The organism is Sorangiineae bacterium MSr11367, assembly GCA_037157805.1.
Taxonomy (GTDB): Bacteria; Myxococcota_A; Polyangia; order Polyangiales; family Polyangiaceae; genus Pendulispora; species Pendulispora rubella.
In genome coordinates, this window is the sequence record CP089983.1 from 892,815 (window position 1) to 914,766 (window position 21,952).

Here is a 21,952-nt window from a genome sequence, read left to right on the forward strand (position 1 = left end):
AATTGTGTGACGTTTCCATGCCATTCCCAACATGAAGCCGCTTCCCCGTTGTGGGATTGACTCGCTGCGTGTATGAGAGCTGAGCTGCCATTGATGGGCGCGCTTCTGTCCCCCGCGCCCGACGGCCCGCCGAAGGATGGTCGACGATGTTGAAGAATGACCGATTGGGTACGAGAACCTGGCGCCTGCTTTCGCTCCTCGCCTGCGCCACCGCGCCGTTCGCGGGGTGTTCGGGGCCCGAGTCGAGCGACTCCTCCGAGCCGACGACCGTGTCGCAGTCTCATGGCGTCGTAAGCGACGGGCTGGTCATCAGCCAGGTGTACGGGGGCGGCGGCAACGCGGTGGACGGCGGGAGCGCGAGCTACGCGCAGGACTTTGTCGAGTTGTTCAATCGCTCGGCGGCGCCGATCCCGCTCGATGGGCTGTCCATTCAATACGGATCCGTGAATGGCCTGCTGGGCTCCGTCAACACGAACATCGTGGCATTGCCAAACAAGAGCGTGCCCGCAGGTGGCTATTTCCTCGTTGCCCTTGATGGGCCAGACGGGGGAGGAGGCGCTCCTGCGCTGCCGACACCTGACGCGACCGGGTTGGCGGCGCTGAGTGGCAGCAGCGGTAAGGTTGCACTTGCGCGCACGACCACGGCTCTCCGATGTGGCGGAACGGCGGATGGCGGCACTGTGCCGTGCGATGCCGAGAAGATTGTCGATCTTGTCGGCTACGGGACGGCGAACTACGCCGAAGGGAATCCAGTGTCAGGAACACCGGGAGCCCTCAACGCCGTTCGCCGTAGGGACGCAGGATGCACCGAGACGGATTCGAATGCGGATGATTTCGAGCTGGTGTCGCCCACACCTCGCAACGCGGCGACGACCGTCAACGTGTGTGCGACGGACGGCGGTGCTCCGGACGCGGAAGTCGACAGCGGTCCTGCGTTGGACGCGGCGCCGGAGGATGGCGGTGCCGCCGATGGTGGCGGGGGAACCCCTGACGATGCGGGGCCGGCGGATGCGGGGCCGGCGGATGATGGCGGCACGGACGCGGGATCGCCCGACGATAGCGGCATCGATGCGGGGTCGGAGGATGCCGCGACCGACGGTGGCCCCAGCGACGCGTCCACCGACGGTGGCTCTCCGGGAGACGGTACGGGGCTCGTGATCAGCAAGCTCTTCGCCGGTGGCGGCAACACCAACGCGGCCTTTGGCCGCGACTTCATCGAGCTGTTCAATCGATCCGATGCTCCCGTGTCCCTTGCCGGTCTCTCCGTGCAATATGCAAGTTACAACGGCACCTTTGGCACCAGCTCCTTCGCTCCGCCGATTGTTCTCCCCAGCAACGTGACCATTCCGAAGGGCGGATACTTCCTCGTCGGCCTCGGGGGCGGCGATGCGGGGACCGGTTCCGCGCTTCCCACACCCGATGTCGTCGGCATCGCCAACCTGGGCGGCACGAGGGGCAAATTGGCCATCGCGCGTGTGACCGAACCGCTCGGCTGCGGAGAGACACCGTGCCCCGCCACGAACGTGATCGACAAGGTTGGCTGGGGCGACAACACGGTCACCGATTGGGAAGGCGCGAGCCGGGCACCCGCGCCCGCATCTGGCGACAACTCGACCGCCGTCGTCCGAAAAGGGAACGGCTGCATCGATACGAACAACAACGATGCGGACTTCGTCACCGAAAAGCCCGCAGCGACGCCGCGCAATAGCGCATCGCCACCAACCACGTGCTCCAGCGCACCCACGGACGCCGGCACCGATTCCGGTACCGGTCGACCCGATGCCGGCAAATCCGACGCCGGCTCCGGCAACCCCTTCGACTCGGGCACGCCGCCCCGCAACGACGGCGGCAGTGGCAACGGTGCCGTCGATGTCGACTCGGGCTGCTCCTGCAGCACCCCCGGCAGCAGCACCCCGATGAACAAGGGCCTCGCCTTCGCCACCGTCGCCGCCCTCGGCCTCGCGATCACCGCCCGCCGCCGCCGCGCTTCGTAATCCGCAACGGCTGGGAGCTGGACGATCCCCGTCCAGCTCCCGCGGTTGGGCGCTACCGCTGTACGCCGAGGCGATGGAGCATGGCGGCGACCCGATCGAGCAATCGCTCGCCGGCCTCGATCTCGCGCTTCTGCACGTAGCCCCAGGCAACGGCTACGCGCAACGCCACGCGCGATTCGCTATTGGAGCCGGCCGCCGTGGAGAATCGCGCAATGCGATGACCTCCTTGGCTACGGTTACCTTCCGCAACGTTGAGGGCGACCGAACTGAGAGCTCGTCGAAGCTGTTCGCCCAGGTCGCGATCATGATGGCGAATACGCGTGACGATGGGACCAAGGCTTTCGATGGCTTGGATGGTGAGTTCCAGAACCTGAAAAGAGGAGGGGTGGTGGGGCGGTTTTGATTGCATGCCCTTACCAGCGAAAGAAGCATGACAGCGCCCTCGCTTCTCGAACGCCAATGAATGCCGGGGCGCTGGCGTGCTTCTTTCGCGCCCGGCAGGCAAGCAAAACCGCCCCACCGCCCCGCCGTGAGGTGAAGTCGACCAACTCAGATGCCGCCCCATTCGCCATGAAGGCCGTCGACGGCATCTCGGCAGGGAGTGTCAACGATGTGCCGGCACTAGCGGAGTCGGAGTCGGAGTCGGAGTCGGAGTCGGAGTCGGAGTCGGAGTCGGAGTCGGAGTCGGAGTCGGAATCCGATCCGCCCACTCGGCGGCCGGCTGGAAGCCGGCGAACCGCCGGCAGGATGCCGGCGCTCCATAAACGCGAGCGCTCCATAAACGGGAGCGCTCCACAAAGAAAAAGGCTCCCACCCGCGAACGGGGGGGAGCCCTTCTCATTCAGCCCAAATCAACGCGCTTACTGCGTCTCTTCGAACTCGGCGTCGATCACGTTGCCGTCCTTCTTGCCCTTGCCATCGGCACCCGGAGCGCCACCTTCGGCGCCGCCGTTCGGCGGGGCGCCGGGACCGCCGCCCTCGGCGCCCGGGGCGCCTTGGTACATCACGCTGGCGATGCGGTGGGCTTCCTTCTCCAGCTTCTCGAGAAGTTCCGTCACCTGTGCGTCGTCCTGCTTCTCGACGGCGGCGCGGCCTTCCTTGATCAAGCCCTCGAACGTCGACACGTCGCTGGCCTGCAGCTTGTCCTTGTTCTCGCTGATCGTCTTCTCCAGCGAGTAGCAAAGGTTGTCCAGCTTGTTGCGCCGCTCGATCTGGTCGCGGCGGGCCTTGTCCTCCGCCTCGTTCTCGGCGGCTTCCTTGACCATGCGCTGGATGTCCGAGTCGCTCAGACCGGAGTTCGCCGTGATGGTGATCTTCTGGTCCTTGCCCGTCGCCGTGTCCTTCGCGTGCACCGACAGGATGCCGTTCGCGTCGATGTCGAAAATGACCTCGATCTTCGGCACGCCGCGCGGGGCGGGCATGATGCCCTCGAGGTGGAACTTGCCCAAGGTGCGGTTGTAACGCGCCTCGGTGCGCTCGCCCTGGAGGACGTGCACTTCCACGCTGGGCTGGCTGTCCGTCGCCGTCGAGAACACTTCCTTCTTCTGCGTCGGAATCGTCGTGTTGCGCGGGATCATCGCGGTCATCACGCCGCCGAGCGTCTCCACGCCGAGCGACAGCGGGGTGACGTCGAGAAGGACCATGTCCTTCACGTCGCCGGAGAGAACGCCGGCTTGTACCGCCGCGCCGATGGCCACGACCTCGTCCGGGTTCACGCCCTGGTGCGGGTCCTTGCCGAAGAACTTCTTCACCGTCTCCTTCACGAGCGGGATGCGCGTGGAGCCACCGACGAGGACGACCTCGGCGATGTCCGAAGGAGACTTCTTCGCGTCGGAGAGCGCCCGCTTCACCGGCTCCATCGAGCGGTCGATGAGCGGGGTCATCATCTGCTCCAGCTTGGAGCGCGACAGGCGCATGTCGAGGTGGACCGGACCGCCCGAGGCGACGGTGAGGAACGGCAGGTTGATGCTCGTCTCCTGCACGCTCGACAGCTCGATCTTCGCCTTTTCTGCGGCCTCCTTGAGGCGCTGCAGGGCCATCTTGTCCTTGCCGACGTCGATGCCCGAGGACTTGCGGAACTCGGCCACGAGCCAGTCGATGATCAGGTTGTCGACGTCGTCACCGCCGAGGTGCGTGTCGCCGTTGGTCGAGATGACCTGCACGACGTTGTCGCCGACCTCGAGGATCGAGATGTCGAACGTGCCACCGCCGAAGTCGTACACGGCGATGATCTCGTCGCTCTTCTTGTCCAAGCCGTACGCGAGCGCCGCGGCCGTGGGCTCGTTCACGATGCGCTTCACATCGAGACCGGCGATGCGGCCGGCGTCCTTGGTCGCCTGGCGCTGGGCATCGTTGAAGTAGGCCGGAACCGTGATGACGGCTTCGTTGACCTTCTCGCCCAGGTAATCTTCCGCAGCCTTCTTCAGCTTCTGCAGGACTTTGGCGCTCACCTCGGGGGGCGACACGACCTTGCCGCGCACTTCGAACGCCGTGTCGCCGTTCGAGGCCTTCACGGCCTTGTACGGAACGCGCTTGAGTTCTTCGGAGACCTCATCGAAACGCCGGCCGACGAAGCGCTTGGCGCTGAAAATCGTATTCTCGGGGTTGGTGACCGCCTGGCGCTTGGCGATCTGACCGACGAGGACCTCACCCTTGTCGTCCCACGCCACCACGCTCGGCGTGATGCGAGACCCTTCCTCGTTCACGATCACTTTGGGTTCCCGACCCTCCATAATCGCCACGACGCTGTTCGTGGTGCCGAGGTCGATGCCGATGATCTTGCCCATGGTTTTTCGTCCTTTTTGCCTTCTCGTCGAGTCAAGAATTTCAGTGCGGAAAACGTCGATACTTCGAGACCGGCCCCTACCACCCGTGTGAGACACACGTCTCCGGGGGACGGGTCATAGTCCAGCTCGCGGCGCCAGGGGAAGGTCGTGCCCAGGAAAATCGGGTTCAACCCGGGACCCACCTCCAAGACGCGAAGGCGAGGCCCAACCCCGCCAAAAAAGCCCGTGAAATCGTGGGCTCCCGGCTGGCCAAGGGTTGGAGGGGAAGCTAATCACATGGACGCTGCCGTCAACGGTTCCGGCACGGTTCTCTCCGGCATTCGTCCCCAGATCTTCCGGGCCGGTCGGCGCGGTATCCGCTTGGTGGTCGCATTGTCCCTGTGTATGGATTGCCGCGGTGCGTGCCCCCTGGTAGAGTCCACGCCACCTTAATCAAAGCGCATCGGCTCCACCGGTCTTTCGGGCGTCTTTCGGTCACGCACCCGCTCGCTCCAGGCGCGGCCGACCCAGCTTCGCATGCGACAGCCCAAGCAAAAGAACACGTTGTTGATAGCTCCCTCGGAATCTGGCCCCGAAGATAGGCCGCGTTCCGACTGGCCCGATTTACCTGAGCTCCCCTCGTTCACGATCCAACACGCCGACGAGTACGTCGCCCGGCAGGAGCCGCCCGAAAGTCTCTCGGCAGAGGACGCTGCGGCGGGCTTCAGACCGGACGAAGACGCCATTCTCGAGCGCCACGCCGGAACGGGACTCATCCGCCACGACGCGCCTCTGAACGAGGCCAACATCGATCCCGATGCGGCCAAAGTCGTGCGCCGGTTGGAACGCAGCGGCTACCAGGCCTACCTGGTGGGAGGTTGCGTTCGCGATCTCCTCCTCAGCGGCCGTCCCAAAGACTTCGATGTCGCTACCAACGCGCGTCCCGAAGACGTGCGCGGTTTGTTTCGCAACTGCCGCATCATCGGTCGCCGTTTCCGCCTCGCGCACATCCTCTTCGGTGGTGGCAAGGTCATCGAGGTGGCCACCTTCCGCCGCAACCCGCAGGTCGAAAACCCGGGCGAGGACGAAGCACCGCCGAGCTACGACGATCTGCTGATCCGCAGCGACAACGTCTTCGGCGACGCGCACGAAGACGCCCTCCGGCGCGACTTCACCATCAACGCGCTCTTTTACGATCTCGACCGCCGCCAGGTCCTCGACTGGTGCGGGGCGATGCAGGACATCCAGCGTCGCGCCATCCACACCATCGGCAACCCGGTGGTTCGCTTCCGCGAGGACCCGATCCGCATCTTGCGCGCGATCAAGTTCGCGGCGCGGCTCGACCTGGGCATCGACCCCGACGTGTACGAGGCCATGGTCGGTTGCCGCGACGAGCTCGCGAAGGCCGCGCGCCCGCGTATTTTCGAAGAGATTTTGCGCCTCCTGCGCGGTGGCGCGGCCCATCGCTCGATGTGGCTCCTCTGGGAGACCGGCATCATGGCGGTGCTCATTCCGGAGCTTTCGGCCTTCCTCGACGACGGGGACGCCACCGAAGGCGGCGCCGATCGCTTCTGGCAAAGCATGGACGTCATCGACGAGATGACCAAAGAGCGCGGTGGTCCGTTGGACGACGTGGTGCTCTTCACCACCTTGCTGCGCGAGCCGCTCGAGGAGGCCACCGCCGGCGTTCGCGATCGCGGGCAAGCGACGCTCGAGTTCATCGACCCCATCATTGCGCGCATCGCCCTGCCGAGGCGCGTGGCCGATGCCATGCGCGGTATCGCTGCGCTCAAGCCGCGCCTCTGGGCGGCCGCACGAAGCCTTCCCGATGGCGAGGTGCCGCGGCTCGGCCGCCTCGCACGGAGCGAAGTCATCGTGCAGGCGCTCGACGTCGTCGAGATCGATCTCCGCGCCCGCAACATGCCTGCGGTGGGGCTGCAGTCCCTCCGGCGTGAGCTCCCTGCGGAGCTGTACGATCGCAACCGCGGAACGCCGCGCCGCCGAGCAATGCCCGAGCGGCGCCGTCTCAGCAGCGGGCCCCCCGCACGTCGCCGCTAGCCGTCGAGTTTCCCTTCGGCCAGCAGCTCGCGCAGCGCCGTCGGTACCGAGACCGGCAGCGAGCACGTTCTCCCTCGGCACACGTAGGCCACGGGGGCTTCGCCCTTGGGCGCCTTGCCCTCGGCCAGCGCCGCACACGCCTCCCGTGATGCAGGCTCGCTCGGATCGAGCCAGGCCACGTTGCGGTTCGGGAGGTACGCGCGGAAGGCTTCGCGCGCAAGCGCCCGCGTGCGCCCATCGTCGCGCTTTCCGACCAGGACGACATCGACGGTGCCGCGCGCCAGCCGGTCGAGCACCGCCAGCGTTTGCCCGAGGCCGAACGGATTCTCCAGCGCCGCCGGCGCAAGCCGCTCCAACTCGGCCACCGCAGACTCGGCGTACGAAGGCTCGACCAGGCTTCCCAGGCGAAGCAGGAGCAGGCACGCCATGGCCTGCCCGCTGGGCACGGCTTGGTCGTACGGATCCTTGGCCCGGTGGATGAGCGCCTCGCCGTCGTTCGGGGTGAAGAAGAACCCACCGTTGTCGCGGTCGGCGAAGTGCAGAAGCAACGAGTCCGCCATCGCGCGCGCGGCCGCCATGTACTCGGGCTTTCCCGTCGCCTCGTACAGATCGATGGCCGCGTTGCCCACGTACGCATGGTCGTCGAGGAAGCCGGGCCCCTTCACGATGTCGCCTTTGACGTGCCGGAGCACTCGCCCTTCCTCGAGCAACCGCGCCCGCAGAAAGGCGAACGCGCGCTCCGCGAGGCCGAGCATCTCCGGCGCATCCAGCGCGGTGGACGCATCCGCCAGCGCGCCGATGAGCAGGCCGTTCCACCCCGCGAGGATCTTCTCGTCGCGGAACGGCTTCACGCGCTCCTCGCGCACCTCGAAGAGCTTTTCCCGGATGCGCGCGAGCAGCTGCTTCGCATGCTCGTGGGTCATCCCGAGATCGCGCGCCACCGTCTCCAGCGTGCGCGGCGTATGAAGCACGGTCTTGCCCGTCTCCTCGAAGTTCCCGTTCTCCGTCACCTCGAAGTACGCGAGCGCCAGCTGCGTGGCCTGGTGGGAGTCGAAGTCTTCTGCGGACGAATCCGCTGCCAGCGCCGTCTTGATCTCGTCGCGCGACCACACGAAGAACTTCCCCTCGACGCCCTCGCTGTCGGCATCCTGCGTCGCGTAGAAGCCTCCGCCCGCATCGGTCATCTCGCGCGCCACGTAGGTCGCGATCTCGCGTGCCGTCTCGGCATACCGCGGTTCGTCGAGCCCGCGCGCGCCGTCCGTGTAGAGCCGCAGCAAGAGCGCGTTGTCGTAGAGCATCTTCTCGAAGTGCGGCACGAGCCACCGCTCGTCCGTCGAGTAGCGATGGAAGCCGCCCCCGAGGTGGTCGTAGATGCCGCCCGCCCGCATCGCGTCCAACGTGATGGCCACCTGCCCGCGTGACGGCACGTCCCCATCGAGCGCGGCGTAGCGCAGAAGCAAGTCCACGGACATCGTGTTGGGGAACTTGGGCCGCGAGCCAAAGCCGCCGTGCTTCGCATCGAACCGCGGCGCGAGCTTCGCCACCGCCTGCGCGAGCCGATCCTTCGCCGACAGGGCATGCACCGCCGCCACATCGACCCCCTCTTTCTCGGTCGCGGTCACTTGGGCGATGGCCCGCGTGAGCTCGGCAGCCTGCAGATCGACCTCGCCGCGTCGTTCGCGGTACGCCGAGGAAATCGCCTGCAGCACCTTGGGGAACCCCGGCATCCCGTAGCGATCGTGCGGCGGGAAATACGTGCCGCCGAAGAAGGGGCGCTTGTCCGGCGTGAGGAACACGGTGAGCGGCCAGCCACCGTTCTGCCCCATCAACTGCACCACCAGTTGATAGATCTGATCGAGATCTGGACGCTCCTCGCGGTCCACTTTGATGTTCACGAAGAGCTCGTTCATCGCCTGCGCGATGTCCGGATCCTCGAAGCTTTCGCGCTCCATGACGTGGCACCAATGGCAGGCGGAGTAGCCGATCGACAGCAGGATCGGCCGATCTTCACGCGCCGCGCGCTCGAGCGCCTCGGGACCCCACGGGTACCAGTCGACCGGGTTTTTCGCATGTTGAAGCAGGTAGGGTGACGCTTCCTTCGCGAGCCGATTTTCGTGCGATCCCATGTGAAGGACGCTAGCACCACAGGCTCCCGAAGATCCCCTGTCCGGAGTACTCTGCACGGACATGCCTCGGGCAGCTCGCTCCTCTCGCGAATCCCAAGACTCCGATGCGGTCGCGCTGGCGCAGCGGACCCTGCTCGAAGGCGTCGGTGCCGAGGTCGCCGCGAGCTTTCCGGGGGTCACGCGCCTCGGCGGGCAAATCGTGGCGGCGCTTTATTTGGCGGAAGGCCCCGTTTCGATGGACGAACTGAGCCTTACGCTCGGTCGCTCCAAGAGCAACATCTTCGGCAATCTAAAAAATCTCGAGGCGGCCGGCATCGTGGAGCGCCAACGCATCTCCGGCGAGCGCTTCGACGCCTACTCGCTACGCGGCAAATACCCTGACGTCATCATCGGCGCCTACCTCGCGCGCCTGCGTCGCGTCGTCGCCGACAAGCGCGCCCTCTCCCAGCGCGCCCTTTCGCTTCTGGGCGATGCCCGCGGCAAAGAGGCCGAGGCCCTCCGCACACGCCTTCACGATCTCTCGCGCAAATACGACCGCTTCGGCGTTCTCTTCGAAGCGCTCCTGCCCGGCATCGACGGCCCGTTCGACTTGGAGTCGCTCCTCGACGCCGTTCCCGTCAACGTCATCTCGGTCCTGGCGAGCCTCACCCGCCGCGCCGCAGGTCTCACCCCCCCGAGGGAGAAACGCAACGGCGGCAAAGGGGGAAGGGGTTAGGGATTAGGGAGAGAAGAGAGGGATCAGGCGGCCGTGATCTCGACGCGCAGCAGCTTGCGGCCGATGAACAAGTAGTCGCCGTGCGTGAGCTCGCGCTCGCCCTTGAGACGCACGTACGTCCCGTTGCGGCTGTTGAGATCCGTCAGCGTCAGCCGCCCCGCGCTCTCCTCGAGCTTGCAGTGCGAGGCGCTCATGTACAGATCCGTCGGGAAGTTCAAATCCCCGCCCTCGCGTCCAATCTGCAGCCCCTGGTTGCGCGCGCACACCGTCATGCCCGTCGCACCACCTTGCAGCAGCTGCGTGATGCGGAAGGGGCTCTGGTGCTTCGGGGACGAGTAGAAGTACGTGCCGTCCGGCGCGGGGCCGTCGGCCTGCTTCGGCGTCGCGTCGATGCGAAAGAGCTGCTCGCCCGCGAGGAAGTGATCGCTCACCGCGATGTCGACGGTGCCGCGCACCCTTAGGAACACGCCGTTGAGCGAGCCCTCGTCGCGCACCACCAGCTTACCGCTGCGATAGAACAGGTTGGCGTGCTTCGGCGAGACGAACGGATCGTCGGGGAAGACGAGCTGCCCGTTGCGGCCCACGATGTGTTGCTCGGCGTTGAGCTGGTACGAGAGCCCCTCGACCCCTTCGCCGCGGATCAAAATGAGCTTGGCCTTCCCCGGGACCTGGAGCTGACCGAAAAACTGCGTCCGTGCGTTCAAGATTTCGGGAGGAACCGCAGCCCCGCACCGACCGCAGAACTTGTGTCCCATCGGCACGGGGGTCGAGCACGACCTGCAGACGAAGTTTTTCGCTTGATCCATGAGTTCCTCCAGACTCAATCCGGATGCAACTTGCCCAAGAGCGCCTTTGGCTTGCGCACGCTCGCTGGACGCACCTTGTTGCAAAACAGAATTTTCCGCTTCGCGCAAAGATGAAGTCGATGTCGACCGCGTCCGGGTCGAAACGCGGCTGTCGAATGCCCCCGATGACGACACCGCGGAGTCGCCCACCCGTTGTTGCCCAGGCACCCGTCCACTGCTGACCGGCGGGGCCGGAGGTGACTCGCTCGCGAGTCCCGACTTTCCACGCAGCGGTGCTTCCAGCGACTTCGGGGCCTCGCCCGAGCGCGGGGTGGCGTTGTCGAGATGTGCCGCGGCCGAAGAGCCACGCCGCGGACGCAGGGGGTCCAAGAAGAGCGCCGACGGCGGCGCAATGTCGCTGTTGTTCTCCAGATCGGGCTGACTCGGCGCTGGCTCGCGTGCGAGCTCGCCCTCCACGTCGATGTGGGTATCGCGCGCCGTCGGAGGTATCGACGCTGTCCGCGGGAACAGCGCGAGCCCGTGCCCACACGATGGGCACGTGGCGGTCTTCATAGGGCTGTACCAGTCGCAACGCCCGCAGACGATGCCGAGCTCGATCTCCATGGGATAGTTTCGGGCGGAGCTTATCAGATGTACGTGCGGCTCGTCCTTTGCCGATCGAGACGCAGACTATCCGAGCGCGAGGTCGAAGCCTACTTCTGCGCCATTTTTGCCGTTTTGGGCGAAGACGGCGCCCCCATGAGCCTCGATGATCCGCCGAACCAGGGCCAAACCGAGGCCCGACCCCCCGGCGGCGGTCGAATCCGGCCGGGCCCGGGCGACGTCTCCCCGCACGAATGGGTCGAAGATCCGCGGCAAAAGCTCCGCCGCGATCCCCGGTCCGCGGTCGCGCACGGTGGTGCGCAGCTTCCCGTCGGATCTCCGTGAGACCTCGACGACCAACGGCTCTGTTTCGGGGTGCCCATGGGCGCGCGCATTCGCGAGCAGGTTGTGCAGCGCACGCCCGAGCAAGGCGCCATCGATGGTCACCTGCGCCGTTTCGATGCTCTCGTCCTCGATCACGAGCTCCACGTCGCCGGCGCGTTCCGTGGCCATCCTCGCCCGCACCCAGGCGAGGTAGCCCACCTTCTCGGTGCGCAAATCGGTGAGCCCCGCGCGGGTGACCGCCAAAAGATCCGACAGGATGGCGTCCACCTCGACCAGCTGGCGCTCGACGCGATCCAGCGTGGCCGTGCTGCCATGTCGCTCCTCTTGCTGCTCGCGCGCGATCTCCAGCGCCACGCGTGCGCGCCCCAGCGGCGAGCGCAGTTCGTGGCTGATGGCCGCGAGCAGTTCCCGCTGATCGCGGAGCGTGCGCTCGACGCGCTCGGCCATCGCGTCGAAGGCGGTGGCCACTTGGTGCACCTCGTCGGCGACGGCTTTGCGGGCGGTCGCGCCACCCAGGCCCGTGCGGGCGCCCAACTCGCCGCCGCCGAAGCGATGCGCCGCGTCGGCCACGCGCTCGAGCGGACGTGCCAGATCGCGGGAGACGCGATCGGCCGCCAGCGCGAGGACCAGGGCGCCGGCGAGCAGACCGGCAAAGAGGCGCCACCAGCGCGTGTTGGGGATGTGCGCCGGAAAGGTGACCGCGCCCACGATTTCGCCGCGCTTCACCACGGGGATGTACCCGTTGCGTTCCCGGTCGAACAGAAGGGGGCCACGTCCGCGAGGCCCGCCGCGGCGCGTATTTTCCGGGATGGCGTGGGGATCGCGGCGGAGCTCGAACGCGTAGCCCGAGAGCTCGCGCATCTCGGCGACGTAGTTTTCGGCCGCCGCGGCATCGTCCCAGAGCGTCTCCAGCCGCGAGGCGATGTTGCGCGCCATCGGGCCGCTGGGCACGGGCGGGGCTTCGGGACGCATGAGCGCCACGGTGAGGGTGCTCGTCCCCATGGCGAAGACGATGGCCGCGAGAAACCAGAGAAAGAGCCGCGTCTTCAGGCGAAGCACGGGCTCACCGCGCAGGCTGCACGAGCACGTAGCCTACGCCGCGCACCGTTCGGATCCGGCGGGGGTCGCGAGGATCGTCCCCCAGTTTTTGCCGCAGATGGCTGATGTGCACGTCGAGCGAGCGATCCACCGAGGGATCGTAGCCCGTGGTGGCCGCAGCCTCGCTGCTTCCTCCTTTGACGGCGGCGGCGAGCTCCTCGCGCGTCACCGTCTCCCCGGCGCGCCGCGCCAGTGCGACGAGCACGCGAAACTCGAACGACGTCAGCGGGACGGCCTTGTCGCCGAGGGCCGCGGCATGCGCCGGCACGTCCACCCGGAGATCGCCCACCTCGAACACATCGCCACCGGCACCACCCGGAGCCCCGGCTCCGCGTGTCCGTCGGAGCACTGCCTTCATGCGCGCGAGCAGTTCGCGCGCGTTGTACGGTTTGGGGACGTAATCGTCGGCGCCCAGCTCGAGCCCGATGATGCGATCGTTGTCGTCGCCGCGAGCGGTCAGCATCAGGATGGGAAGCTCGGGCCGGGTTTCCCGGATGGTGCGGCACACGGCAAACCCATCCATTCCCGGCAGCATGACGTCCAGCAGAACGACATCGACGGTTGCGGCGGCCGGGCGGGCGAGTCGCTCCAGCCCTTTGGGTCCGGTGGCGGCGTGTTCCAGCTCGACTTGGTGGGTCGCCAGGTATTCGCGCAAGAGCCGCGCGAGTTCTTCGTCATCGTCAATCAGGAGCGCTCGCATCATCGTTTTCTTACAGAGCCACCAATCCTTGGACGACATTGTCCCCGCGAAAAGTCGCCGCGGTTCGTAAAGAAAAGTAAGCTCATGCTACCTTAGAGTTTTGCCCGCTTTTCCGCGCACTTGGAGAAGCACTTGGAGGTTTCCTGTGGAGTTACGTCGGACACCGCGTGCCCCCATCGATCTGGTCGTCGAGTTCGTATCCAAGGCCAAGGAGGCGGAGAGGCGCACGGGGCGCGCCAAGGATATTTCGCTCGGCGGCATGTTCGTCGAGACCGTAGATCCTCCAGCGTTCGGCGCCGAAGTCGTCGTCGAGCTGACGTTGCCGGGGCAACGTTCGGCCTTTGCGTTGCCGGGCGTCGTTCGATGGACGCACCCCGATGGGATGGGCGTCCAGTTTCGAACGTTGAGCGCGCGCGAGACGTTTGCCATCACGGAGATCGTACGCGCGAGCGAAGGCCGATAGCGCCTACTCGCTACTCACTAGCCCCCTCACTCACTAGCCTCCTCACTCACTTGAAAGCGGGATGTCGACGTCGCCGCCGTGGGAGAATCGCGTCTTGTAGATGATGCGCGACGCGCACTCCTGCGCTTCCGGGGCGAGCGGCGGATTGAACCGTGCAAAGTACACTGACCCGTCCTCGGCGACTTTGAGCGAAAGCTTGGAGCTGACGGTCACGCGGACGGTGGCTTCACGAAGCTGGCTCGCCACGCAGGCGCGCACGCCCTTGGCGATGATCTCCTCGGGCTTCATCGGCGCGGGGGTCGTCGATGCGGAGCGCGCGTCCGGCGTCTTCTCGCGGGCAAGCGTTTCGCGCAGCTGCTGGGGGCGCGATGCATCGGGTCGATGCCCGCCGAGCGGCACCGGCGTGCGAATCGACGTGGGCGTGCGATCGAGCCGGAAGGATCCGGAGACGTCGGCCGCGTCGAACTCGACGTGAGCTGGTGCGTTCACCACCGTGCCTTCGGTGAGGCCGGCACTCGGGATGGGGCCGACAGCGACGACGCCTTCGGTCAAGTCGACGGCCACGTGCCCGCCCTCGCGCGAGACGCGCAAGTGCGTTCCGTGCACCGCGACGCGAACGCCATCGACGTCCACCGCGAAGGCCTCACCATGGTCGACCGGGGCAACCTGCGCTTCGACGGCGCCCTTCGTGAGGGTGAGCACCAGCGGCAGCTGCGCGTGCTGCACTTCGACGCGCGAGCGCTCTTCGAGCATCCACGTGACGGCGGGCCGCGACTCGGGCCCGCTGATGAAGATGGCTCGCGCGTCGGCGGTCTCCACGGACTCGGACAGAGCAAGCCCGTGCCCCGGTTCGACGGCGGTTCCCGCGATGCGAATTTCCCCCGTGCCCTGACGTTCGCGGAAGGAGGCGGCCGATTCGGCGTGTGCCCGTTCGAGTGCCGGGGAGGGAAGAACCTCCGCAGGCTGCGTCCCCGTTTGCGTGCCCTGCACGAGGGGATTCTCGGTGGGGCCCGGAGTCGTGGGGCCGCGCAAGACGACGAACACCGCCGCGGCGGCGGCGACCAACGCAACGCCGCCCCAGAGACGGGGCGATCGCATCGCGCCCGACGTTCGCGCTTGCTCGATGGGGGCGGGCTCTCGGGCGATGCGCGCGAAAAGCTTGTCGTCGATGGCGGAGAAATCTCCATCGGTGCCGCGATCCTTGGGAACGAGGTCCTCGCGGGCTTCGTGCAGTATCAGGTCGAGTGCCGTCTTTCGATCGCGTCTCATGGATCCCCCCCGTCCTCCAGATCGACCGTAGATTTTAGCCCGGCGAGCGATGGTTCGTCGGCCAACATCGCTTCGATCTCACGCCGTGCATAGAACAGACGGGTGCGCACGGTAAGTACAGGTGCGTCGACGATCTTTGCAATCTCCGCAGGGGCGATCCCTTCGAGCTCGTGAAGAACGAAGACGACGCGTTTTTTGTCCGGCAGCCTCTCCAGCAGCCGCTGAAAGGCTCGGACGCGTTCACGACGCGCTGCATCCTCGTCGGGGAGGGCCACGCGCGGGTCGGCACTCAGATCGGGCGGGGCCTCGTCCGTCAACATGGGGCGGCTCCGGGCCGCGCGCCGATGCATGAGAACGACGTTGACCGTCACGCGATGAAGCCAGGTCGAGAATTTCGACTGGCCGCGAAAATCTTTGAGGCTGCGATAAACCTGGAAGAACACTTCCTGGACGACGTCGTCGAGGTCCGCACTGGCGCCGAGCATCCGATACACGAGGCGCGCCACGTCTGCCCGGTGCCGCGCGTACAGTGCGCGGAACGCAGCCGTGTTTCCTCGGATGGCCTCCGAGAGGACCGCATCGTCCTGAACGGGGGCCACCGAAACGGGGCTCGCGACCGCAAAGGTCTTCGTCGTGGTCGTTCGTGCGGCCGCAGCGGCGGCCTCCGCACCCGCGGTGTAGGCCTTTGCCGCCTCGCCTGAGGAAGCTTCCCCAGGGCGTTCCAGCACGGTCCCGGACTTAGGTCCGTCCGGACTCATGCGCCAACCCCGCACGAGGTTGGAATCGAAAAGAAGCGCGGCACCCACCACGCTCTAACGTTGCGCAGGAAAACGTCAACATTCACTCGCTTCGAAGCCACCCCGGGTGACTTCGATGCCGGTGCATGCCCGACGGGCCCCGCCGACTTAGCGGAGCAGGCGTGGGCGTGGGCGGCGGCGGTTGGCGAGGTCCAGCACATCGACGGTGAACAGCACGGCGACGACGACGAGCGCAATCGGCAGCATGGATTGCACACTGCACGCGTCGTGCGAAGAGGGCGAATTTTCAGCGTCACGACGCGCTGCAGCACACAGCGCGTCGGGACGGCCTTGCTAAGAAAAGAGCGAGAGCGAAGACTAGAAGAGAGCCTTGATGTCGACGGGCTCTTGCTTCTTCTGCTCGAGCACCTTGTTGACGGCGCGGAGCAGGCGGGTCTTCGTCGGGCCGCTCAAACCGCCGCCCGCGAGGGCCGCGTCCAGCGCGCGCGGGGTGACGGGACGTCCGCTGTGCGGCTTGCGCGTCTCCTTCTCAGCCTTGTCGCCGCCCTCATTGCTCTTGGCGCGGCGCTTGGCCAGCCGGATCGTGCGGTCTTCACGGGTCAGTCGCTCAATCAAGCGAGAGGCCACGAGAACGCGGCGCGGGTCGATCTTTTTCGAGGCAAGGAGCTGGGCAAACTTCGTGTCGGACATGGGGCGGGGACCCTAGTTTAGACTGGCCGCCCGCGCAAGGACCGCCAACGGCCCGAGCCTTTTGTAAGCCTGTCCCGGACAGGCCCGAAATCGTCCGGGACAGTCGCACCGGCCGAAAATCGCGGGAATTTCGCAGGTAAGCGAACGGCACGGGCGCTGCTGTTGGCCTGGGCATGTACGTCGACCCCGTTCTTGCGGTGGGGCTCGCCATGACGTGCGGCGCCTTGCTGCGTCATCACGCGGTGGAGGTGCTCGCGTTAACGGCGGCGGTGGCCTGCCTCGTGTGCGTGCACGTGACCAAGGGGAAAGCGCTCCTCCTCATGTCCCTCGTGGTGCTCGGCTTGGGCGGTGGTTGGCTTCGCGCCCATCGCGCCATCGTTGCGCACGAAGACGTGCTGGCCCGGGTGGAGGAAGACGCACCCGGTCTTCAACGCTGCGACGGCACCGCACGTGTCGTGGGGTCACCGGCGCGCGTGGGGGGTTCCATGCGTTGGCTGGGCGAGGTGACGGACGCCTCGTGCGGCGAGCGGGCCATTCGCACGCCGTTTCATGCCTCGTTCTACGACACGGACGCATCGGGGGAGCCCCTTGCTCGGGGCGATCGGGTGGCCTTCGTCGCCCAGCTCGGCCCGCCGGAACGGCTGACCAACTTCGATACGAGCGATCCTCTTCCGGCGGAGGTGCGCCGAGGCGCCGTGCGTTCCGGCGGTCTCCTCGATCGCCGCCTTCTTGCGCGCGGACGCGGTCCACCCGCGTGGATCGATCGCGCGCGGGCGGCCGTGCGCGTGCGCATCGATGCAACCTTTCCTGCCGACACGGCGCCAATGGCACGCGCCATGGTGCTCGGTGAGAACGATCTCACGCCCGACGACGGCGCGGCGTTTCGCGGGAGCGGCCTGTCGCACCTCCTCGCGGTTTCGGGCATGCATCTCGTGCTCGTGGTGCTCGGGCTGACGCGCATCCTACGTGCGCTCTTCATCCGCATCGAGCCCCTTTCGGCGCGCATCGATGCGGGGCGTCTCGCCGATGCCGTGGGCATCGTCGTTTCCTTCGTCTACGCCGACTTTGCCGGCTCGAGTGGCTCGGCGCTTCGCGCGGCGTGGATGACCAGCGTCCTTCTCTTGGCGCGCCTGCTCGTGCGCCGCGGCGATGGTGCGCGCGCGCTCGGATTCTCCATCGTCGGGATGGCCTGGCTGGATCCGCTCGTGGCCTACGATCTTTCCTTCGTGCTCTCCGTTCTGGCGACGGCGGGGCTCTTCGTCTTTCGTCCGGCCATGGCCGACGTGTTCGCGGGCGCGCTGCGTCTTCCGGGAAAGCTTGCGCAGCCGCTGGCGGCCACCTTGGGCGCCACCGTTGCGTGCGCGCCGGTGACGTCGCTCCTTTCGACGACGTTGCCCCTCGGCGGCGTGCTCGCGAACCTCCTTGCCGTTCCGGTGGGAGAAATCGTCTCGCTGCCGCTTTGCCTGGTCCACGCGCTCTTGGCGCCGCTGCCCATGGCCGAACGGGGGTGCGCTTGGGTGGCCTCCCTGGCCCTCGCGACGGTGCGGGGCATCGCCCGCCTCTTCGCGCGTATCGGCTGGCTGTCCATCGACGTTCCTCCGGCCACGTCCGCACAGCTCGCGGTGCTTGCGTTTGCATTTCTGGCCTGGGTATTTCTCCAGCGCTCGTCGCGGCGGCTCGTGGTCGTGGCGGCTTGCCTCGCGCTCTGCCTTGCCTTGGAGATTCCCGCCCGGCGCGAGGGAGCTCCGTCCGGGAAGCTGCGCATCACCTTTCTCGACGTCGGGCAGGGTGATGCGGCGCTCATCGATCTTCCCAACGGCGAAGCCATGATGATCGACGGCGGCGGCATCGTCGGGAGCCCGGTGGACGTGGGGGCCCGGGTCATCGCCCCCACATTGCGCGCGCGCCGTCGCGAGGCCCTTGCGCTCGTGGTCCTGTCGCATCCGCATCCGGATCATTTCGGCGGCCTTCCCACGGGGCTCGATGGCATCGCCGTGGGCGCGCTCTGGGACACGGGGCAGGGCGAGCGCGAAGGCACCGGTGGCGCGTACGCCGCGCTCCTACGCACGGCGCGCGCGCACGGCACCTCCGTGCAGCGACCGGAGAGCCTCTGCGGCGTTCACGCGATCGGCGGTGTCACCGTGGAGGTGTTGGCTCCTTGCCCGGAGGCGTCGGCCGACCGCGGGCCCAACGACAATTCGTTCGTGCTGCGAATTGGCTACGGCTCGCGGCACATCCTCTTCACGGGCGATGCGGAACGAGAGGAAGAGGGCGATCTCTTGCGGCTTCCGGCCGGCGCGTTGCGCGCCGATGTTCTCAAGGTCGGGCACCATGGAAGCCGCACCTCGACCTCGCGCACCTTCGTCGCGGCCATTCGTCCCCAGTGGGCCGTCATCTCGGCGGGGGCGCGCAACCGCTTCGGTCATCCCGCCGGCGTCACACTGGCGACGTTGCACGACGCCGGTGTTCGCACGTACCGGACGGATCGCGATGGGGCGATCGTCGTCGAGACGGACGGTCGCTCTCTTTCCGTGATGTCCGCCGAATGACCGCGCCGCTACTTGCGGTGACGCTGGTCCACGTCGGCCAGTCGCGCAACCCCTGCCGACCCTTTGTCGCCGGGAGGCGTATCGAACCACGCGGCGAGAATCTCCTTGGCAACGTCGCCGGACAGCGTGCGGTTCGACAAACAGAGCACGTTCGCATGGTTCCACACTCGCGCGCCGGCGGCCGTGGGCGGGTCGGCGCACAGCGCGGCGCGGATCCCCTCCACCTTGTTGGCGGCGATGCTGATGCCGGTCCCCGTCCAGCAGAGGAAGATGCCCTCGTCGCATTCTCCGCGCCGGACGGAGAGGGCGGCTTGCTCTGCCACATTCGCCCAAGGCTCGTCCTGGGCGCTGGCCACCGCACCGAAGGGAACCACCTCGTGGCCCCGTCGCCTCACCTCATCGGCGATGATCTGATGAACCGGATACGGCTCGTCCGAACAGAGTGCGATGCGCATGGGAGAAGGGTAAAGGGGTTAGGGTTTAGGGGTTAGGGGGAAAAAGCATGGGGGGAGGGGGGGGCTTCGCGATCAGCTTTGAACCTCTAACCTTTTACTTGGCGGTCGCAGAAAGACGGAGGCCAAGGTGATCGACACGAGCGCGGCGCCGGCGCCGCTGGTGAATGGCGCGCTCGGTCCAACGCGTGCGTACAAGATGCCGGCCGCGGTGGGGCCGAGCGTGCGTGCCAGCCCGCCGGCCGATTGCGCGAAGCCGAGGATGGCACCGCGACGCGAGCTGCCGGCCATCTCGGAGGCCAAGGTCGACAGACAGGGGTTGATCACCCCCAGCCCCGCGCCCAGCAGCACGAGCCCCACGATGACGGTCGCGATCTGAGCGGTCCACGCGACGAGCAGCAGCCCAAACAGGGCGCACACCGAGCCGGCAATGATCAGGCGCCGCGCGCCCCATGCACGGGACATCCGCCCGATGAAGCCACCTTGAATCACGAGCATGATGAGCCCGAAGAGGCCGAACACGTGCCCGATCTCGCGCTCGGTCCACCCGAGGCGCGCGTTGGTGAGGAGCGGCAGGATGACGTTGATGGTGCTCAAGTAGAGAAACGTCAAAAAATAGAGCGCGAAGACGATGAGGATCCCGCGCTGCGAAATCGCCTCCCACAGGCTGGGGCGCTGGCCCGTCGCGGCGGTGACGTCGCGGAGGCTGACCGATTCCGCGCGCCGCGTTTCGGGCATGAAGAAGAACGCGGCCGCGAAATCCGCGAGCGCGAGCGCGGAGGCGACGAGGGGCGGTGTCCACGCGCCGAAGTGGCTCGCCGCGCTTCCGAGCACCGGGCCAAGCACCATGCCCAGGCCGACGCCCGCACCGATGCGGCCCATGCCCTTCGTGCGATCCTCGGCATCCGTCACATCGGCAACGGCAGCTTGGCAGGCGGCAATGTTGCCCGACGTTGCACCGGCCACGATGCGCGAGAAGAAGAGGAGCGGAAGGAGCGAGACCTTGGTAGCCAGCGCAAACAAGGCCATGGAGACCGCGTTTCCGGCCAGCGATACGAGGATGACCCGCCTTCGCCCAACGCGATCACTGAGGCGCCCCAGAACGGGTGTCAGCAAAAGCTGGGTCAGCGAGAACGACGAAAGAATCAGGCCCACCGTCTCGGCCGTGCCCCCCATCGACTTCACGTAAAAGGGCAGCAGCGGGATGATGATCCCGAAGCCCACGAGGTCGAGGAACACCGTGACGAAGGCAAACGCCAGCACTCGCTCTTTTTGCGGCATGACGCGCGGCTTTCGGGCTCGGGTTACGTGCGGATTACGGTGAGGTCTTTGGGGAAAGCGCGCACTTGCCCTTGAGACAGCCGCACGAATTCGCGTCGGCCGAGGTACAGGCCATCATCATCGTGCACATCGTGTCGGGTTTGCGTGGCACGGCCTTGGCTTTGGCCACACAGGCCGGTGCGTGGCATGGCACCGACGGGGCGCAATCGGCGTCGGTGGTACAGGCATCCTCGCTCACCACGGGCTCGCACAAAGAGCAGCCACACTGCTTCGGGGTCGCGGGCGATGTCGAGGCCGTTCCGCCGGCTGCGGGCGCCGGCGCCGCGCTCGATGCACTGCTGGCAGGGGGGGCGTCGACCGTGGTCGGCGGTGGGAACGATGAGCCCGACGCGCACGCGGCCAGCGTCAACGCGAGAAGCGCTGCACCGAGGAGGGGCCTACCGAACGAGAGATCGCTCATGGCCGCTTTATACATCGTTATCGCGTCGATGCGGGCAGCACGGCATTGGCCAGCGCCGCCGCGTTCGTCTTGTGATGGCGGTAGCTCGGATCGATGGTTCGCAACGGATGCATTCCATCGACGTGCCCGACGAACGGCGGATGAATGCTGTAGCCGAGCATGCTCTGCACCCTCGGCGATGCCCGCCGGACGATTTCGGGCGTCGCAATCAACAGCTGCGACTCCTGCGGCCGAAGCCAGGGTTGGCAGTATTGCGGGCTGACACAAAGGCGCGTTCCGCGCGACCGATTCGCGCCCCCCCGGTGCCAGAGGCCCGCGTCGAAGACGAGGACCGAGCCAGCCGGCATGATCGCCGGGACGACCGCGTGCAGGCCATCGTCAGGGTGCTCGCTGCCCCAGAGGTGGCTCCCGGGAACGACCTCCGTGGCGCCGTTTTCGGCGGTGAAGTCTTCGAGCGCCCAAATCGTGGACACGCCCGAGCGCATCGCCCGCGGGCGCTGCGGCATGTAAAAGCCGTCGTCGGTGTGCCAGCCCTGGCGCGCTTCGCCGGGGTGCAGGCGAATCGATTGCAACGTGGAGAGCAGCCAATTCGGGGCAAGAAGCGCATCGAGGAGCGCGGTGATGCGCGGATGCTCCGCGAGCGCGAGAAACAAGCCTCCCTTGCCCGCGAGCGAGTAAACGCGCGTGGAAAATTCGCCCTCGAATGCATTGCGCCCGCGTGGCCGTTCCCGCTCGAACGGCGCCAGCGCTGCGACGAGCAGCGCGCGCTCGAGCTCGTCCAAGACGCCCTCGAGGATCACATAGCCGTCGCGTTCGAGGCAGGCGATGTCACCGTCCATCC

General features: G+C 66.9%; 18 protein-coding genes. 6 read left to right on the plus strand and 12 right to left on the minus strand.

Annotated features, from left to right (window positions below):
* The first annotated feature begins 146 nt into the window (after nt 1–146).
* Both LVJ94_03910 and LVJ94_03915 read left to right on the plus strand, forming a co-directional pair.
* On the plus strand, nt 147–1,994 hold the full coding sequence (locus LVJ94_03910; GenBank protein ID WXB06391.1) for a lamin tail domain-containing protein: 1,848 nt from the start codon (nt 147–149) through the stop codon (nt 1,992–1,994).
* 73 nt (nt 1,995–2,067) lie between these two features.
* Complete coding sequence (locus LVJ94_03915; protein ID WXB06392.1) at nt 2,068–2,397, plus strand: hypothetical protein; 330 nt, start codon at nt 2,068–2,070, stop codon at nt 2,395–2,397.
* Between the two features lie 457 nt (nt 2,398–2,854).
* Here the strand turns inward: LVJ94_03915 and dnaK are convergent, their stop codons facing one another.
* Nucleotides 2,855–4,780, minus strand: a complete 1,926-nt coding sequence (gene dnaK, locus LVJ94_03920) for a molecular chaperone DnaK (GenBank protein ID WXB06393.1) — start codon at nt 4,778–4,780, stop codon at nt 2,855–2,857.
* 516 nt (nt 4,781–5,296) lie between these two features.
* On the opposite strand from dnaK, the gene pcnB reads away from it, so the two are divergent.
* Nucleotides 5,297–6,817 carry a polynucleotide adenylyltransferase PcnB gene (gene pcnB / locus LVJ94_03925; GenBank protein ID WXB06394.1) on the plus strand — a complete coding sequence of 507 codons (1,521 nt, stop codon included), beginning with the start codon at nt 5,297–5,299 and terminating at the stop codon, nt 6,815–6,817.
* On the opposite strand, the gene LVJ94_03930 is transcribed toward pcnB, so the two are convergent.
* Nucleotides 6,814–8,943, minus strand: coding sequence for a thioredoxin domain-containing protein (locus LVJ94_03930; GenBank protein ID WXB06395.1), 2,130 nt, complete (start codon nt 8,941–8,943; stop codon nt 6,814–6,816). The genes pcnB and LVJ94_03930 overlap by 4 nt on opposite strands.
* A 61-nt stretch (nt 8,944–9,004) precedes the next feature.
* Between LVJ94_03930 and LVJ94_03935 the strand changes: the two genes are divergently transcribed.
* A complete protein-coding gene (locus LVJ94_03935) occupies nt 9,005–9,658 on the plus strand; it encodes a MarR family transcriptional regulator (protein ID WXB06396.1) in 654 nt (217 codons plus the stop codon).
* A 23-nt stretch (nt 9,659–9,681) separates the two neighbouring features.
* Here the strand turns inward: LVJ94_03935 and LVJ94_03940 are convergent, their stop codons facing one another.
* The 3 genes from LVJ94_03940 to LVJ94_03950 all read right to left on the minus strand — a co-directional run bounded on the left by LVJ94_03940 (nt 9,682) and on the right by LVJ94_03950 (nt 13,192).
* Entirely contained in the window at nt 9,682–11,067 is a 1,386-nt protein-coding gene (locus LVJ94_03940; protein WXB06397.1) for an FHA domain-containing protein, read from the minus strand.
* Nucleotides 11,068–11,133: 66 nt separating this feature from the next.
* The gene (locus LVJ94_03945) at nt 11,134–12,450 is read right to left on the minus strand and encodes an ATP-binding protein (protein ID WXB06398.1); all 1,317 of its coding nucleotides are present in this window, start codon (nt 12,448–12,450) and stop codon (nt 11,134–11,136) included.
* A gap of 4 nt (nt 12,451–12,454) precedes the next feature.
* Nucleotides 12,455–13,192: a response regulator transcription factor gene (locus LVJ94_03950; GenBank protein WXB06399.1), complete on the minus strand. Its 738-nt coding sequence runs from the start codon at nt 13,190–13,192 to the stop codon at nt 12,455–12,457.
* A 142-nt stretch (nt 13,193–13,334) separates the two neighbouring features.
* Between LVJ94_03950 and LVJ94_03955 the strand changes: the two genes are divergently transcribed.
* Nucleotides 13,335–13,652 (plus strand): PilZ domain-containing protein, encoded by a 318-nt coding sequence (locus tag LVJ94_03955; protein ID WXB06400.1) that lies wholly within the window; start codon nt 13,335–13,337, stop codon nt 13,650–13,652.
* 42 nt (nt 13,653–13,694) lie between these two features.
* On the opposite strand, the gene LVJ94_03960 is transcribed toward LVJ94_03955, so the two are convergent.
* The 3 genes from LVJ94_03960 to LVJ94_03970 form a co-directional block, all read right to left on the minus strand.
* Nucleotides 13,695–14,921, minus strand: coding sequence for a FecR family protein (locus LVJ94_03960; protein ID WXB06401.1), 1,227 nt, complete (start codon nt 14,919–14,921; stop codon nt 13,695–13,697).
* Entirely contained in the window at nt 14,918–15,649 is a 732-nt protein-coding gene (locus tag LVJ94_03965; protein ID WXB06402.1) for an RNA polymerase sigma factor, read from the minus strand. Before LVJ94_03965 ends, LVJ94_03960 begins: the two co-directional genes overlap by 4 nt.
* A gap of 387 nt (nt 15,650–16,036) precedes the next feature.
* Nucleotides 16,037–16,369: a hypothetical protein gene (locus tag LVJ94_03970; GenBank protein WXB06403.1), complete on the minus strand. Its 333-nt coding sequence runs from the start codon at nt 16,367–16,369 to the stop codon at nt 16,037–16,039.
* A gap of 173 nt (nt 16,370–16,542) precedes the next feature.
* On the opposite strand from LVJ94_03970, the gene LVJ94_03975 reads away from it, so the two are divergent.
* Nucleotides 16,543–18,918 (plus strand): DNA internalization-related competence protein ComEC/Rec2, encoded by a 2,376-nt coding sequence (locus tag LVJ94_03975; GenBank protein ID WXB06404.1) that lies wholly within the window; start codon nt 16,543–16,545, stop codon nt 18,916–18,918.
* Nucleotides 18,919–18,926: 8 nt separating this feature from the next.
* Here the strand turns inward: LVJ94_03975 and LVJ94_03980 are convergent, their stop codons facing one another.
* The 4 genes from LVJ94_03980 to LVJ94_03995 all read right to left on the minus strand — a co-directional run bounded on the left by LVJ94_03980 (nt 18,927) and on the right by LVJ94_03995 (nt 21,950).
* Nucleotides 18,927–19,373, minus strand: coding sequence for an RpiB/LacA/LacB family sugar-phosphate isomerase (locus LVJ94_03980; GenBank protein ID WXB06405.1), 447 nt, complete (start codon nt 19,371–19,373; stop codon nt 18,927–18,929).
* A gap of 72 nt (nt 19,374–19,445) precedes the next feature.
* Nucleotides 19,446–20,651, minus strand: a complete 1,206-nt coding sequence (locus LVJ94_03985; protein WXB06406.1) for an MFS transporter — start codon at nt 20,649–20,651, stop codon at nt 19,446–19,448.
* 34 nt (nt 20,652–20,685) lie between these two features.
* Nucleotides 20,686–21,111 carry a hypothetical protein gene (locus LVJ94_03990; protein WXB06407.1) on the minus strand — a complete coding sequence of 142 codons (426 nt, stop codon included), beginning with the start codon at nt 21,109–21,111 and terminating at the stop codon, nt 20,686–20,688.
* Between the two features lie 17 nt (nt 21,112–21,128).
* The gene (locus LVJ94_03995; GenBank protein ID WXB06408.1) at nt 21,129–21,950 is read right to left on the minus strand and encodes a phytanoyl-CoA dioxygenase family protein; all 822 of its coding nucleotides are present in this window, start codon (nt 21,948–21,950) and stop codon (nt 21,129–21,131) included.
* Nucleotides 21,951–21,952 lie beyond the last annotated feature (2 nt).

Bases quoted from the DNA above. Each gene is read 5' to 3' on its own strand.
- dnaK (WXB06393.1), bottom strand. From the start codon at position 4,780: ATGGGCAAGATCATCGGCATCGACCTCGGCACCACGAACAGCGTCGTG.
- LVJ94_03930 (WXB06395.1), bottom strand. From the start codon at position 8,943: ATGGGATCGCACGAAAATCGGCTCGCGAAGGAAGCGTCACCCTACCTG.
- LVJ94_03960 (WXB06401.1), bottom strand. From the start codon at position 14,921: ATGAGACGCGATCGAAAGACGGCACTCGACCTGATACTGCACGAAGCC.
- LVJ94_03950 (WXB06399.1), bottom strand. From the start codon at position 13,192: ATGATGCGAGCGCTCCTGATTGACGATGACGAAGAACTCGCGCGGCTC.
- LVJ94_03915 (WXB06392.1), top strand. From the start codon at position 2,068: ATGGAGCATGGCGGCGACCCGATCGAGCAATCGCTCGCCGGCCTCGAT.
- LVJ94_03990 (WXB06407.1), bottom strand. From the start codon at position 21,111: ATGAGCGATCTCTCGTTCGGTAGGCCCCTCCTCGGTGCAGCGCTTCTC.
- LVJ94_03940 (WXB06397.1), bottom strand. From the start codon at position 11,067: ATGGAGATCGAGCTCGGCATCGTCTGCGGGCGTTGCGACTGGTACAGC.
- LVJ94_03970 (WXB06403.1), bottom strand. From the start codon at position 16,369: ATGTCCGACACGAAGTTTGCCCAGCTCCTTGCCTCGAAAAAGATCGAC.
- LVJ94_03985 (WXB06406.1), bottom strand. From the start codon at position 20,651: ATGCCGCAAAAAGAGCGAGTGCTGGCGTTTGCCTTCGTCACGGTGTTC.
- LVJ94_03980 (WXB06405.1), bottom strand. From the start codon at position 19,373: ATGCGCATCGCACTCTGTTCGGACGAGCCGTATCCGGTTCATCAGATC.
- LVJ94_03935 (WXB06396.1), top strand. From the start codon at position 9,005: ATGCCTCGGGCAGCTCGCTCCTCTCGCGAATCCCAAGACTCCGATGCG.
- LVJ94_03995 (WXB06408.1), bottom strand. From the start codon at position 21,950: ATGGACGGTGACATCGCCTGCCTCGAACGCGACGGCTATGTGATCCTC.
- LVJ94_03910 (WXB06391.1), top strand. From the start codon at position 147: ATGTTGAAGAATGACCGATTGGGTACGAGAACCTGGCGCCTGCTTTCG.
- LVJ94_03975 (WXB06404.1), top strand. From the start codon at position 16,543: ATGTACGTCGACCCCGTTCTTGCGGTGGGGCTCGCCATGACGTGCGGC.
- pcnB (WXB06394.1), top strand. From the start codon at position 5,297: ATGCGACAGCCCAAGCAAAAGAACACGTTGTTGATAGCTCCCTCGGAA.